The sequence below is a fragment of the Streptomyces sp. NPDC027185 genome, assembly GCF_055567035.1.
This window is the reverse complement of the sequence record NZ_JBVHRF010000009.1, coordinates 293,178-309,223: the sequence shown is the minus strand read 5'-3', so window position 1 is coordinate 309,223 and position 16,046 is coordinate 293,178. Positions and strand designations below refer to the sequence as shown.

Below are 16,046 nucleotides of genomic sequence, written 5' to 3'. Positions count from 1 at the left end.
AGCCGCTCGGTCTCGGCGCGCAGCGCGGTCAGTTCGATCTCGTGCTCCACCAGGCGCAGTTGGGCCGAGCGGTAGCTCTTGTCGATCTCCTCAGGGGTGCGGTGGTCCTTCCCCGCCGTGCCCTCCCGTACCTGGTGCGCCTCACGGAGGGCGTCGTACAGCTCTTCGTAGAGCCGTTCGGCGCGGATCTCCGCGGCCTTGCGCTCCTTGACGACCTCGTCGCGCTTCTCCCGTACATCCTTGACGTGGTCGTACGCCTCGGTGAGCGCCGGGGGGAAGTTGTCGTCGTGGAGGAGCCCCAGTTCGCGCAGGACACGTTCGGGGATGAGGACGGTGACACTCCCACCCGGGGAAAAAACGGTGGCGGCTGAGGATCCGGGCGTCGTGGAGGTGTCGTCCGGCTGAGGAAGGGGCGTCTCGTGGGGCGTGCCGCTGCGCTTGGCCGCGGTCTTGACGGCGTCGGTCACGGCGTCGACGGTCCGGTCGACGGCATCGGCGAACTTCTTGAGCTTCTGCTTTTCGACCTCCGTCTCGACGAGGAAGTCCAGCTTGGTGCGGACCTTGATGAGGCGCTCCGGCTTCGGCAGCAACGTGGAGTTGAAGGCGCTGGAGGTGGCGTGCTGGGTACTCGCCGTGTCGCCCTGGGTGGGGAGCGAGGTCTGGGTCCGGGAGTTGAGAGGCACGGGCTGGGCGTTGTACGCCGGCGCGGCCGCGGGCAGGATGCTGCCGCTGATGGTGGAGCCCTGACTGTGCTGCTCGGTGTGGGTGATGCGCCGGTCCGAGACGTGCATGAGGTCGTCGACGACGCCGGTGAACTCCAGGCGGGCCTGCCCGGCGCGCCCGTGCAGGGTGACCGCGCCGGACGAGGTGCCGATGAGCGAACCGCCCTGCAACGCGGGCTGCTGCCATCCGCCCTTGCTGAAGATCTCCGGGAACGCCGGCTGCAGGATGAACGAGGAGTTCTGGTAGGCCAGCTTCCGGGCGGCGCCCTCTCCCGGCCGGGTCAGGCTGCTGTTGCCCAGCACGGACCGCTGCTGCGGGGCACCGGTGCCGGCCGTGTCCTTGACCGGTTCGGTGTAGCGGATCTGCCGGCCGGAGGCGCGGTCGAGTGCCGCGGTGAGGAGTTCCCGGAGTTTCTCCCCGCCCAAGGAGCCGTCGAGGAAGACCACGTCCTTGTGTGCGAGGGCCTGGGTGAGCGCGTGGTGCTCCGCCTGCCACTGTGTCGGTGACACCGGTCCGGTGAGCTGCCGCACCTGGGGAGCCGCGGCGGGGGTGACCGCCGCGACCTGCCCGGCGGGCTCCTGCTCCGAGGAGGCGGTGCCCTGCTGGGCGCCTTCGGACGGCTCCTGGGCGGGGGTCAGCAGCGACTCCGGGTGGAGCTGGAACAGCGACCCGGCGTCCTTCTCCGCGCTGACCCGGTTGCCGGCGGCGTCGGTGTGGGTCACTTCGAGCACATGGCCGACGAGGAATTCGACGAAGGTGGCGGTGATCGACAGGGCGCTGGTGCTGTCGACCGTCACCGTCCTGCTCTGCCCGCGGCTCTCGGTTTTGGTGACCGCGCCGGTGGACGCACTGCCCATCCCGGGTCCGCTGGGGGCCTTGCCCCCGGCGTCGTTCGGCTGGGTGAGCGCCGTGTCCGTCAGGGTGAGAGTGACGTTCTGGGTGACGGAGTTGGTGACGCCGCCGGCCTTGGTGAGGGAGACGCTGATGTCCTTGTCGAGCGTGACCTCGTCCAGGGTGCGCCGGAAGAGGGCCTCGCCGGGCCGCAGGCGCACCAGCAGATCGCCGTCGGACGTGGTGAAGTGCATTCCGTCGCCGGCGAGCTGCTGGTAGTAGCCCTTGATCCCGTCCGGCGTGAACAGCGCGCGGAGCTGGAGGCGGGTCTCCCCCGCCTTGGACAGGAGGTTCTGCGACAGCGCCTTGCCGCCCAGCTTCGCGGCGAGCGCGTCCAGCACGGGCTCGGGGTCGAGCTTGCCGCGCAGCAACATCAGCTCGGACGTGGCCGAGGGCGGCGACCACCGGGACCGCGGCTCCTGGCGGGCGGGCAGACCGTTGGTGATCAGTCCGAGTGGCATGGCGTCGGCGAGGTCGATGTAGGTCTCGGCGCCGCCGTGCACCACGGCGCCTCCGCTGCCGGAGAGAGGCGCGGTGGACAGCAGCGCACGCATCGGGTCGAGCGACTTCACACTCACGTCGACGTGGAAGCCGACCGATTCGAAGCCGAGGTGCAGCTTGCGCCCGGTGCGGGTCTCGCTGACACCGGAGCTGACGGTGAGGTTGTCGGAGTGGGTGTGCGTGGTGCCGCGGTTGAACAACGTGGCGATCAGGGCCGCTCCGTGGGTCACCTGATGGCCGCCCGGCTGGCCGGCGTGGGAGGCGGTGGCGCCCGTCGCCTGTATCAAGGCGTTGAGGTTCGTCGTGACGCCGGTGCCGTGGCCAACGCCGTGGGAGCTGGAGCCGCTGTTCTTGAGCTCCAGTCCGGAGTCGACGACGGCGATGGGATACGGCCCGCGCATACCGGCCCGTACCGTGATCGCCATCTGGTCGCCGAAGGCGCCGTTGTGCGGCAGGAGCATGACGGCGTCGCTGGTGGCCGGGGAGACGTTCTCGAACTGCCGGGTCAGCGTCTGATGGATGTGGGTGCCCGGGGTGCTCAGTCCCTTCTTCAGGGAAGCCGACATCGGCAGGGCGATGTCCCTGATGACCTTCACGAGGTCACCGGTCGGGACCAGCGGACGGATCGGTGCCTGGAAGACGGTCGCCGGCAACTGCTCGCCGGCCCCGTTGACCAAGGCCAGCGCCGCGTCACCGGTCAGGGTGCGCACCTCGCGCTGGGCCTGCTGGAGTTGAGGGGTGGCGCCGGGTTCCGTCGCCGTCTGTTGCTGGAACGGAAGCTGCTCGGTGAGCCGCGGGGGCAGCGGCCGCAGGTTGCCGGGCATCAGGCTGTCGGGGTGGTGGACGAGCGCGTGCACCTCGATGACGAGCTTGCCGTCGCCCGCGTCGCTCAGCTTCACCTCGTGCGCGGGGATGTCGAACAGCCGGCCGCAGAGTGCCCGCGCCCACCGGCGTGCCACGGCGTGGCCCGCGGCAGTGAGTTCCAACGTGCCGGTGTACCGGTAGAGATGGGAACGCGGCTCCGCAGAGGCACCGTGTTCGGTGCCCGTGCTCCAGCCGGTCTCCGATTTGCCCGTGTAGGTCTTGCCGTAGGTGCCGGAGGCCCCGGCCATCACCAGGTTGGTCTTTTCGAGGGGTTTGACGCCGCCGTCGGCGGTCACACCCAGCTGCCAGCCCTGCTGGGTCTCGGTGGTGGAGGTGAAGTCCCGGCTGCTGGACATCGCGCCGCTGGTGGCGCGGGCCGTCGAGAGGCCCAGGTAGGTGCTCTGGGACAGCTTCAGCTTCGCCGTCATGACCAACGCGCGGTTGCGCAGTGGCCCCTTGCGGCGGGCGCTGAAGACGAGCCCCTCCGACTCGTGGACCCACCGGCCGTCGCGGATGAAAGGCCGTCCCTCCATGAGCTTGTGGGGGAGGGTGTCCATCCCGTCCACGTACATGATGATCCGGCGCTTGTTGCTCTCGACTTCGAGCTGACTCTTGTTGGGGGTGGGGAAGCGCGGCGGCTCCGGGTTCCGTCCGACCGCCCGCGCCAGGCGGTACGCCGCCAGCCGGACGCCGTATCCCGTGTGCTGGCGCTGGTTGCGCTGGGCGACGACCATCTTCCGTACCCGGTCGTCCACGCTCGCCGCGGCGAACACGTTCTCCAGGATCTTCACCGACAACGGCTGCCACGGCACCGAGTCCTGGATCTGGGTGTTCCGGTCCGGAAGCGGCAGTTCGAAGTGCGGGCCCGTGGGCAGGGAGACCGATACCTGACCGGAGTGCTGCACGGGGACTTCGACCGGTGTGCTCGGGGGGGTGTTCGCCGCCTGCCGCGGGCCGGAGGACGACAGCCGCTCCGGAAGGGAGACGGTGGACGCGGTGGCGGCGTCACCGACGAGCCAGTTGGTCTGGGTGAGCGACCGCTTCAGTGGCGCCGGACCGTGGTCGCCGGCCCCTCGGGCCCCTGGAGTCAGTTTGCGGCTGAGGAGACGGTTGAGCTGGGCCGTCCGGCTCTTCTTCCCCTGATGGCTGGGGAGCTGGGAGGTCGTGGTGCTGTCCGTGAAGGTGATGTGGGTGAGCGTCGAGGGGATCAGCGGACGGTCGTGTTCCATCCCCTGCGGGCGCTGTGGCTCGCGCGGCCCGGCCATGCCCTGCGGCTTCGGCTTCAGCAACGCCTGCGTATCGAACGGGGCGGTCCGGAGGTTGTTGTCCCAGCCCCCCAGGGTGCGGGCGTCCTGCTCGGACAGGCGCAGCAGGACGCTGCCGGAGAAGGTATAGCTGAGCGGGGTGCTGTCCCCGGTGCGGTGACCGGCGTCGGCGAGGCTCTTGTGGGACACCTCGCCCTGCGTGAAGCCGGCCATCTCGCGGCCCGGTGTGAATGTGAGCTTCCCCTCCACCTGAAGGACGAACAGGCCGTGCGTGCCCTTGGACGTGACGCCGTACTGTGTCTGGGCCTTGTCCGAGACCGTCAGCGATGTGGTCCGCCCCGTTGTCAGTGAGCCGGTGGCTGCGATCTGGGCACGGAATCCGGCTTCGTTGACGGACGGTCCGGCAGCGGCGTTCGCCGTGATCTGTGTGCTCGTCGACCGGGTCTTGTCGACGCCGATGGCGGTGTTCCGCTGGACCTTGGTCTCGCCCTCCACCTGCCGCACCAGCTTCAGCGGGGCATCGGGGGCTGCCCGGAAGGTGTAGCTGAGGGTGCCGCGGGCCCGGTTCTCGTTGTCGTGGAGCGGGACGCTCTGGGTGTGGCCCTTGAGCGCCGACATCAGGTTCTCGCGCATCGTGTGCGGGGCGAGGTGTTCGTGGAGCGTGGCCATGCCCGCCATGTCCGGCGTCATCTGGCCGTGGTCGGTGACCATGGCTTGCGCCACGTCGGGCAGGGCCGGGCTGACGATGACGTGCTCGGGCACGGCCAGATCGAGGTAGAGGCCGTCACGCGGGGTGATCTTCTCGGGCAGCTTCAGCGGCTTCTCCGGCTGCTCCTTCGTCAGTTCGTCCGGCACCCGCCACTGAAAGCCGCTCCCGGCGGTGAGCAGCACCGGCCTGCCGGTACGTACCGGCCGCCCGTCCACGCCGGTCTTGTACGGCTGGGCCTCGAAGACCACGTCGTTGACGTAGGTGTGCGAACCGCCGCTCGTACCGATGGCACGCTTGTCGGTGAGCTTGACGTGGGACGCGACGGTCTGGGCGTTCCGGTTGAGGGTCACCGAACCGCCCACGCTGCCCAGGCCGCCGAAGCCCGCACCGGACGTCATGCCGAAGGTGCCGCCGAACTGCATCACGGTCGGGACGTTGTGCGTACTGCCGACCTTCTCGCTGCTGTTGGTACCGCTCTTGACCTTGACGTCCCGCGGGTCGGCATAGCGGCTGTACGGGCCGTGATTGGCGGCGCTCACGTACAGCACCCGCTGCTTGCCGTCGAAGGTCGTGTACTCCAGCCGCACGCCGTCGCCGAGCGAGGTACGGCCGTGCGTGACCTGTTCCTTCGTGCTCCTGCCCGAGGAGAGAGGGTCCGTTCCGCCGCCGGCCTCGTTGCTGCCGGTGGCGGTCGGCTGCGCGCCATCGTCGCCCACCGCGCGCGCCGCGTTCGTGTCACCGTCCGTACGCTGCTTGCCCACGTGCCCGAAGAGGGTGTGCGGCCGGAGTTTCAACTCGATCAGGAGCGCGTCGCGGAGCCTTCCGCGCTCTTCTTCGCTGATGTCCCGGAGGCCGCCCACCAACTGCTCTGCGACCTTCTCCACCTCACGCAGAGTGATCACACCGACCGGAAGGTCCGCCTGCTGCGCCAGGCTGCTGGAGTCCTCGAAGACGTCCGTGACGTCCTTACGGACCGGCCAGGACATGAAGTCCGGCTTGTGGAACGAGACCGGCCGGTCGGCGTCGAGGTGCTCGATCGGGAGAGGCTTCACCTTGCTGTCGTCCACCGACTTCGGCGGCGCGCCGTTCTCCTCACGCGGGGCGAACGCCACATAACGCTGGAGCGCGCGCAGGTACTCCCGGCGCCGGGCACCCACCATGTGCTGCCACTCGGCGTAGGACCGGGGTTCCGCGTCCGTCCACAGCAGGTAGTCCCGGTACTTCTCCTCGGAGGTCTCCTCCGCCACCCACCGGTGGATCTCGTCCTCGGTCAGGGTGCGCGGTACGGGCGTGCCCGAGGCGTCGCCGGTGGCCGCAGCGGTGCTGGTCTGCTTCGCCGGGGCGGTGCTCGTGGTGGCCGCCGGGCCGGTGTTCTCCGTCGTGTCCGGCTGGCCGGGGTTCCATGTCAGGGCGCCGATGTCCCGGGGCGGGAGGCCGTGCTCCTCGCGGAGCTGGTCGTAGGTGTTCTCCAGCTCGGCGATCCTGCGCTGGATGTGGCGGATGGCGGAGAGCCGCGCGCCCTGGAACTTCCCGTCCGCGTACCGGATGATCACTTCGTGGTCACCGGGATCACCCACCGTCGTGTGACGGCCGTCCGCGTCCACGAGGGTGATGCGGATCTTCAGCTCCTCGGCTGCGGCCTTGACCACGTCCGAGGTCGGTAGACCGGCCCAGTCGTCGCCCTGAACCAGGTGCTTGACGAGCGTCCCGTAGTGCTTCGCCGGTAGCCCGGACGGCTGGCGGCTGCTCTCCGTCACGAACGTCCGGTGTGCCTGCTCTTCGAGGACGATGCCCGCGGCCTGCAACGTCTCCTCGCTGACCAACTGCTCATGGAGCTTGATCTTGTGGAGGAGAGGGCCCGAGAGGGCCGCCCGGACCCGCCCGGACGATGAGGCATCCTGCCGCGCCCCTTCCGGGGAGCGGTACTGCTGCGGCGAGACCGTCGACAGAGCGTAGGACAGCGCGCCGGCGAAACCCGGCCCACCAGGCGCGGCTTCGTTGAGCAGGTAGGACTCGTGGTCCGAGACCACCAGCTGCTTCCCGTCCGGAGTCACGGTGTAGTGCGTGGCGTCCGACGGGGGCGAGGTCCGGGGGGCGGGGGGCTGCGTTGTCTCCACGTGCTGCCGCGCCGTGCTAGCCGGCTCCTCACCCACCGGCGCGAAGGTGACCTTCCGCTGCCGCTCCTCCTCGGTGAGGGGGGCGCCGGGCTCGCGGAGGATGGAACCGGACACGGGGGCCGTCGCGCCGGATTGCCCGGCCTCGCCGTTCACGCCTGAGAAGGAAACGGTCCGGGCAGTCTCGTCATCGGCGCCTTGGGCTCCGGAAGAGCCGCCGTGCCCTTCGTGCGTCTCGGCGGAGACGGACAACGCCTCTTGAACACCCTTCAACTGGGCGATGAGAAGGTCCAGCGGTGAGCCCTGCGGGAGGCCGGCTGTCTCCGGACGGCTCGTCGACTCTTCCTGGTAAGGAGGCGGCAGCAGTTCCGGGAAAGCAACCGGACCGAGCCTCTTCAGCTCGGACGATGCCGCCCGGACGTTGCCCTCGGTGTCGAGGTCCACGACGGCGATTCCGGTAGCCCCCTTGTCCGTCAGGAGGGACACAGGATCGGCGATGCCGGTGTGGGGATTGAGCGGATCGATCCAGACGACCTTGTGGTCTCGGCGGACAGCATGAAGCACCACGGGCCCCTGCGGGGTTTCCACCTTCACGTACGAGTTGTCACGATCGGCTCCCCATCGCCGCAAGCCCTCCTCGACCGTCGCGACCGCCGCCAGGACGTCATCCGTGTGCCAGGCGGCGAGGCGGAACGGCTCGGTGTCCCAGAGGACGGAGCCGGGGAGGTACTTCTGCGCAGCGGAACCACCCGTCTCCCGCAGTACGCCCTCCGGCTCATGCCCTGCCGGCAGTGTGGAGTCGCCGGAACGCCAGGTGCTCGGCGGAGCATAGCGATTCAGAACATCAAGATAGTCATCGTCGGACGCACCGAATGACGCGTCATCGGCAAATGCACCGTGCTCCTCCACCGTTACGCTACCGACCGGGAATGCCCCTTGATTCGGAGCAGAGGAACCGGAGGGAATTCCCTGAACGATGTCGGAATCGTCATCCAAAGGCGCCTCATCGCCGCCGTGAAGAGAACCGGAAGCCTCCGCCAGGTTCTGGGAGTCGCCGAACGCGCCCAGGTATGCGTTGACATCGTCGGCGTACGCCTGCTCCTCGATCTGCTGGAGCTCCGATGAGAAAACGTCGGCATTGCCATTATGAGGGCCGAGGACACCGAGCCCTCCCTCTTCCTGTACAGGGAAGGAGGGGAGCAGCGCGGAGGTCTGGGGGTCGTCGAGTGAATCGCCCAACCGGTTGTCCCATACGGGAATGAGCGCGTCGACCTTCTGGGCCAGCGCGACCATATCACTTCGCATGGCCGACGCCAGGTTGCGCGCATGCGGAATATCCAGGAGCCCCACAGAAGGATCATCGAGCATCGCGCTCAGTTCGCCGATCTCCTTGCTCGCCCACACCGCCAGTTCACGGGCGCGGCGGAGGGCGGGCTGGGTCAACTCGTAATCGTCCCGCGAGAGCTTGAGGTCCGAGTCGACGAGCATGTACGGGTTCTCAAGGAGGTGTCCCCGCAGTTCGTCCCTGAGGGCCCGCCAACTGTCGAAGATCATTGTCCACCGGGTCGGCGTGTCCAGGCCGTGCTCACCCAGGCCGTTCGCCGCACCGTCGTCCAGCAGACGCTTCAGCAGATCGCTGCGCTTCGTGTGTACGTCGTACGCCGGCTGCGCCGCCTTGGTCCAGGAGAACGGCCGGAACAATTTGAACTCGCCGGGCTCCCCGGTCACTTCGTCATCTTCCAGACCGAAGGCGGCTCCCTGGTACTTTTCCCGGTCGAAAATCTGCAGCAGATCCGTGGTGGCCGCCCAGAACTCGAACCCCGCCCGATCCGCGGCCTGCTGCGCCCAGGTGACGCCGGGCGCGACTTCGGCTCCCGCCTGGCAGGCGACCAGAAGGCCCTGCGGTGGCTTCGCTCCCGCCTTCGCCGCAGCCTTCCAGAGATTCCTGGCGCTGGGACGCCTCTTCACCATCTCGCCGACGACGCGCCCGGACCCGACGTACTTGATGGTGACGTCGTTGTCCGTCGCCGCCAGATGGGCCTTGCCGGGCTCCCCGTGCGCGATCACGAGGTAGAGATAGCGGTTCGCCTCCCACGGGACCGAGCCCCAGCGGCGGGCCTTGGGCTGCTCAGTTCCCGAGCTTCCCCTGCTCGACTCCATATGCGCAAATCGTCGACTCTCCAGGTCTATCCCGGTGTAGTCCCAGACAGAATTGCTGGCTTCTTCCACTCCGTCGAATACTCGCCCCTTGTACCGGTAGGGAACATTGAAAAGGACCGGCCGGTGGTCGAGGCTGCCAAGCTTGACGCGAACCCGCCGCCCGGTCCGCTTCTCCGTCAGCAACACCTCACGATCCGGACGGGTGAAGGAATCATTCTTACGGAATGCGTGAAGAGAGATCTCGGTTCGGAAATCCCCTTCGGCGGAAGAAACTTTCACCTGGAACGTGAAGTCCGACTCGGCGAGCGAGAGGCCCTCCACCTCCTGCACCAAGCTGTTCAGGGTCCTCTCGACCTTTTCGCCGAGCTTTTTTCCGTAATGCGCCACTCCACTCGCAGCGGAAGTTTCCGGGCCGGCGTTACCACGGATGTGGATCTCGGCGACGGGCTTCGGCAGCCCCTCCCACTTGGCTTCCGCGGCCAGGTATGCCAGGCGCCTGGCGACCAGGGGAAGCACCGTCTTCGCGTGCTTCGCCCCGGTGACATCCTCCGCATCGAAATGCGCGGTGAACACCTCCGGCTTCGTCTCCGGAGACTGACTGCGACGGCTGGGCGCCTGAACCTCGTCGTACCGGGAATGGCGCACCTGAGACCCCTGGGTCTCAGGCGGCCTTCCCGACCTGATGCGCCACTTACTCATGCTCCCGGACTTGATGTCCATGGCGTGAGAAACCTCGGACGGGGCCTGTCGGAATGCCGCGGCAGCCTCCTTCGGCGCCCCGATGAGCAGACCCGTCTCCTCCCCCGACTCCTTGATGACCGTCCCCGGCTGTTCCTCCTGCGGCAGCCGGCCGCTCTCCACGTACTGCGTCAGCCGGGCGTGGAGTTCCTCGGAGTCGGTGCGAACGGGCGTGTGGCCAGTGGCGGAGGACTCATCGCCCTCAGCGCCGCCCAGCTGCTTCAGCGCGTCGAGCCGCTGCTGCATCGCCTTGATCTCGTCGGAGTCCGCCTGGCTGTGGGGCGACTGAGCGGAATCTTCCTGAGCGACCGCCTCCCCGGTGTCCCCCTCGGTGGCCCTTCCGGCGTGCGGCGGCTCCGTGGCGGTCGTGGTGACGTCGCCGGAGCCGGCCGGCTCGGTGGTGGCCGTACCCGAGCCGTGCCGGACGAGCGCCCCCGCACCGGTCGGGGTGGCCGGCTGCTCGTCCGCCGGGGCATGGTTCGTGCCGTGCTCGCGCTGGTGGCTGAGCCAGTTGTCGGCGTTGAGGTCCTCGGGGCCCCACAGCTCCTGGTACGCCTGGAACCATTCCTCGCGGTTTTCGAGCCGTTCCAGGGCCGCCCGGTCGATGCCCCGGCCTGCGGCGGACTCGTACAGGCTCTTCAGCCAGCCGTCCATCCCGGCGGTGGCGCCCAGCTCGAAGGCGAAGCGGTACGGGAGTTCGTCCCGCAGGCTGCCCAGACCGTCCTGCCATGCGGCGAGCTTGTCGGCGTGGAGGGAGGGGGCGGGGGTGCCGGAGTTGTCGTCGACGGGGCCCTGCGGGGGCTGTTCGCCGGACTCGTCGGCGTGCGGGAACTGACCGGCCTCGCCCTGCGGGCCGTCCCCCTCCGGCGCCTCCGGCCGGTCCTGCTGCTCGGGCCGGGTGCCGTCCTGGACGGTCTCCTCGGGCTGCGCGTTGGGGACGTCCGGCTCCGTCGCCTGGGTGTTCTCGCCCTGACCGGCGTCGTCGGTGGTGGTGACGTGCTCACCCGGTGCGGGCGTCCCGCCGGTCCCGACCGGTACGCCGGTCGGCGCTGCGGCGGGCTTGAACATGGCGTCGAATTGCGCCGTCACCCGCTCGACGTGTTCGGTGACGAAACGGTCCACGGCATCGCTCGGCGCGGCCGGCATGAGCTGCTGGGCGAGCTGGCGCGCCTCGTGGCGGGCGTTGTCCGCCGCGACGTTGCGGGCCACGGAGAGCGCCAGTCGCTCACGGATGACCTCGGGACGCGTCATCGCGTGGATCAGCCGGTCCGCGCCGTGCGGGTCGTGCTCCCGGTTCTGCGACCAGGTGTCCAGAAGCTGGTGCAGTTCCTTGGCATGGGTGAGCATCGCGGTGCGCTGCGCGGCGCCGTCGGCCTCCCGCAGGTCGAGCTGGAACTGCTCGCGGAATTCCGGGCTCATCTCGGCGAGGGCGGTCTTCCACTCCCCCTTCGCCGCCTCCTGGACCGCCGCGATGACGTCCTTCGCAGCCGTCTCCTTGGCGATCTGGAGCTCGATCAGGTGCGGGAGTTCTTCCGTACGGGCAGCACGGCTGTCGGCCCATGTCGCGTCGCGCTCGGCGAATTCGGAGGCACGGTGGCGCTGCCAGATCTCCTTCGCCTTCGCCAGGCCGGCCTTGCTCTCGTCCTCCCAGCTCTTGAGCTGGGGCGCCCGCCGGGCGTCCCGTTCCGCCTGCTGCTTCTCGGCCAGGGCTGTCAGGTCGGCCGCGCGGTGGCGTTGCCACGCCTCCACCAGCACCGCGGCCGGGGTGTCCCCGTCCTGCTTCCACTGGAGAATCTGCTGCTTCAGGCTCTCGGCGTTCCGCGCCGGCCGTTCACTCTCCAGCTGCGCGAGTGCGTCGGCGCCCTTGGCCTTCTGTTGCTTGACCAGCTCCGCCAGCTCGGCCCCGCGCTCCTTGCGCCACGCCTCCACCAACGCCGCTGCCTTGGCCTTGGCCTCGGCTTCCGCCTGGGCCTGCGCCTTGGCCTCGGCCCTGGCCGCCCGCTCCTGCGACGTCTTCGCCCTGGCCTCCGCCTTGGCCTCCGCCGCTGCCCTGGCCTCGGCCTTCCTGCTCTCCTTCTTCCAGTCGGCGACCTGCTTCTTCAGGCTCTCGGTGTCCCCCGCCTGGTGCTCACTCTTCAGCTTCGCCCGCTCGGCGGTGTCCTGCTGCTTCCACTCGTCGGTCCGCAGCCGGACCTCCCGGACATGGCGCGCCTCCCACTCGGACTCCAGCTTCCGCAGCTCGTCCTCGTGGAAGCGGCGCCGGACGCCGCCCGCCTCACCGAAGTTCTCCCGGCGGTCGTGTGCGAGGTGCTCCATCCACTCCTGCCGCAGCCGCTCCCGGCCGCTTTCGGAGAGCAGCGACTCCGCGTTCCTCTCCTGAACGGTGACGGCTTCGGAGGCGCCCCCCTGACCGTCCTTCGTGGCCTGGGCCTGCGCGGTCTCCGTCACCACCGTGGTGAAGTGGGCGTCCGCCTCGTCGTGCAGTGTGACGTCCTCAAGGGCGTCCTTGAAGAGCGTTTCGAGGTCGGTGCGGATCTTGCCGGACGCGTCGAGCTGATCGACGACCGAGCGCGCCCGGCGGTCGCTCGCGTCGGGCCGCGGCAGGCCCCCTTCGCTGCGTGCCTGCTGGAAGATCTCGCCCAGGCCCAGAAGTTTGGCGTCCATGGCCAGGGTGAACGCGTCGACGAGCCGCTGCGGCGACGCCTTCAGCGGGCCGCCGCCCAGCTCCTGGGCGACCAGAGCGCGGGCCCGGTGCTCGAACGCCTGCCACGCCTGCTCGCGTGCCCGCTCCCCGCGGGTGCGCAGCTGGGGCGGCTCGTCCGCACCGTCCTCGCCCTTGCCGCGCGGCGGGGCGGACTCGTGGAGGTCCAGATGGCTCTGCTGCTCCGCGGACAGGCGGCCGCGCCAGGTGTCGAAGACACTGTCGAACCAGCGGTGGAGCTGCTCCAGGTGGTGTTCGGTCACCCACTGCCGGTCGAGACGGGCGCGCAGCGCCTCCGGAGTGTCGAGGTGGTCGGGGCCACCGTCGTCGATGCGGTTGTCGAGGCGGGTCCGCTCGGCCTCGTACAGGCGCGACAGCATGCGGCCGTGCGGATCGGGGTCTTCGGCTTCCAGCAGTTGGTTGCGGGCCCATTCGAGGAGCTGCCGCTTCTCCTCGGCGCTGCCGGCCTGCCGGCGTTCCTGCCAGTCGAGGAGGTCGTGGACGCGCTGCTCGCGCGTGGTGTGCGAGGTGTCCTCGCCGAGCAACTGCCCGCCCCACGCGTCGAATTCGTCCTCGAAGCGCTGCCTGCGGGCGGCTTGGTGCTGCTCCTCCGTGAGTTCGGCCTGCCGCTGCGCCGCCATGCGGTTGAACGTCTTCTCCGCGCGCGCCGTCCGGGCGTCGCCGTCCTTGGGCGCGGCCCACTCGGGCGGCGGCGACGGGACATGCCCGGCGCCGGCCGGCGGGACGTCGGGCGCCGACGCGTCACCCTGCTCGCCGTGCGCCGACGATTCCTCGGTGGACGGGGCGTTCTCCACCATGCCGTAGGACGGCTGCGCGAGCTGCCCGGCGCCCTCCTCGGGCGTGCCGTGGAACTTCCCGGCCAGCGCCTCGTGCAGCTCCGTCAGGTCCGACTCGGCCTGCTGGCGGACCGCGGCCTCGTCGAAGCTCTGCGGCGGCCTGACCTGCGCGGCGGCCTCCCGCACCTGCGTCTCGACCCACTCCTGGCGTTCGCTGCGGGTCAGCGGGTGCAAGGGCGCGTCGTCACCGGTGCCGTTACGGGCCTGCTCCAGGGCGTCGACCAGCTCGGTGACCGAGCGCTTCGGCGCGGGGACGTGCGCGCCGGGCTGCTCCGTCGTGGTGTCGTGGTGGGCGCTCTGTTCGCCGGAGGGTGCGGACGTGGACGAGGTGGGCGTCTGCTCGGTGGCACCGGACTGCTCGGTAGCGGTGTGCGGGGCTTCCGGGCCGCTCCCCGGGACGTTCTCCGTACCGCTCTCCGTCCGGATGCCGTTCGGCTGCGTACCGGCGGTCTCCTGCGGGGTGGTGAGGTGCTCCTCGGTGACGGAGGTGTCCGCGGTGTGGTCCGTGGAGGTCGTGACGGTGGGCTTCGGGGCCTCGACGCCGGTGGGCGCGGACGGGTTCGTGGAAGGGGCCTGCTGCGGAGCGCCGTTGGCCTTGGGCTCGGTGGGAGCGGCGCCGGGCTGCTTGGGCTGCTGCACGCCCTGGCCGGTGCCGGCCGACGCGTCCTGGTGCGGTGCGTTGTGCTGCGGGGTGACCGACATCGTCGTGTGGGAGAGCGGCGTCGGCGGAATGACCTGCGGGTTCACCACACCGCTCGGCTGGGCGGCCCCCTCGTTCCCGCTCCCGCTGCCGGTCCCCTGCCCGGTGTCCGTCAGGTCCACCAGGTCCGCGCTCTCGGTCCTCAGGCCCCCGGACAGGGCGCCGCCGCCATGTCCCTGCGAGGCGTCCGTTCCGGTGCCGAAGGAGCCGTCGTCGGTGTCGGTGCTGCTGGTGGTGCTGGTGGTGGAGATCGCGTCGGGGGCCAGCAGGTGCTGCGTCTCATCGGCGTTGTTGACACCCCCCGAGGCCGGGGCGTCCCCGCCGCCCGACAACTTGTCGTAGAAGCCACCGAGCTTGTCCCACCCGGCGCCGAGGGCCTGGCTGATGGGCGGCATGACGTACTCGCCGATTCCACGGCCGGCGGCGCCGAGGACCGCGCCGCCGGCGAACGCCTCCGGCTTCAGCTCCCACTTGCCTTCCAGGGCGTACGAGGTGACGCCGTCGGCGAGCATGTTGTTGACGCCGTCCAGGGCCACGCCGGTACCGAAACCGGCGGCCTTGTAGAGGAAGTTGCCGTGCAGGTGGTCCTTCATCGCCTGGTTCAGCGTGTCGGGAACCTGGTGGGAGAAGAAGTGCCCGCCATTCTCGCCCAGGGCACTCTTGTACTCCTGCTTCGCGACGATCTGGGACAGTTCGTGCTTGAGGAGAGCCTGGTCGCCACCCGGCGTCCGGTAATGCTTGACGACCGCTTCACCCCACTCCTTGCCCAGTTCCTTGTTGCCCAGGTGCTTGCCGAAGAGATTTTCGGTCTTCGAGGTGAACGCCTCGGCGATGCTGCCGCTGCCGGTCTTCTTGAAGCCCTGGTCGAACTGGGCCTGGGTGTTGCTGAGGAGGTTGGCGAGGTCCTTGGCGAAGGCACCCCGCGCGGCCGGGTCCTTGATCACGTCGGAGAGCGGAACAGCCAGCCCCTTCTCCCCTGCGGCCCCCACCTTGCCGGCCGCCTCCGCGCCTTCCCCGATCGCGGGCGCCACCTTGGAGCCCGCCCCGAAGACGCTCTTGCCGAACTTGTTGGTGATCTCCCCGCCGACCAGGTGGTTCAGCTCCTGCGTGAGGGCTCCCTTCGTGCCCTTGCCGATGGCGTTGCCGATCGCCTTGCCGATGCCGACGCCGATGAGGTCGAACGGGGCGGCGATGGCACCGCCGATGGCGCCGCCGACGACGCTCTGGGTGCGCAGCTTCTCGTCGTGCCCCTTGCGGTGGTGCTCGTCGATCTGACGCTGCTGGATGGCGAAGTCGGTGAGGGCGCCCACGCCGGCGCCGAGGGCCGTCTGCAGCAGGACGGATTTCGCCAGCCCCGTAAGCACCTGGACGATGAACTCCCGGACCATCGCGTATTCCATGCTCATACCGAGCATCACGGTGGGGCCGAACAGGAACGACAGGAAGGCCATCAACGCCATCTGCGCGATCATCGCGATGATCTGGCCGATGACCGACCACTTGGCGTACTCGACCTGGGTGGCCGTCTCGTCGGCGTTCTCCGCGAGCTGTTCGGCCTGCTTGCCGACCATGGCGAGGTACGGGTTGTCCCCGGCGCACATCTGGTTGACCAGGTTCAGGAACGAATCCGCCGTCTCGCCGCTGAAGCCCTCGCTGATGTCGCGGGAGACCTGGACGAACAGTTCCTGGATACCGCCGAAGTCCCCGGACACCCGGCGGTAGTAGTCCGCGGCTTCCCTGAGCTGGTCCTCGTTGGCCTCGGGCCACTGCATGCCCAACTTGTTGAGAACGTTGATGACGTCCTGGCTGGGCATCAGGGCCAT

1 protein-coding gene (only partly in view) is annotated in these 16,046 nt (G+C 69.4%); it reads right to left on the bottom strand.

Annotation, left to right across the window (positions count from 1 at the left end):
• Positions 1-16,046 carry the 5' portion of a WXG100-like domain-containing protein gene (locus tag ACZ4M8_RS27320; protein ID WP_467611811.1) on the bottom strand. The gene continues 29,347 nt to the left of window position 1, outside the view, so only the first 16,046 of its 45,393 coding nucleotides appear in the window; it begins with the start codon at positions 16,044-16,046; its stop codon lies off the left edge, out of view.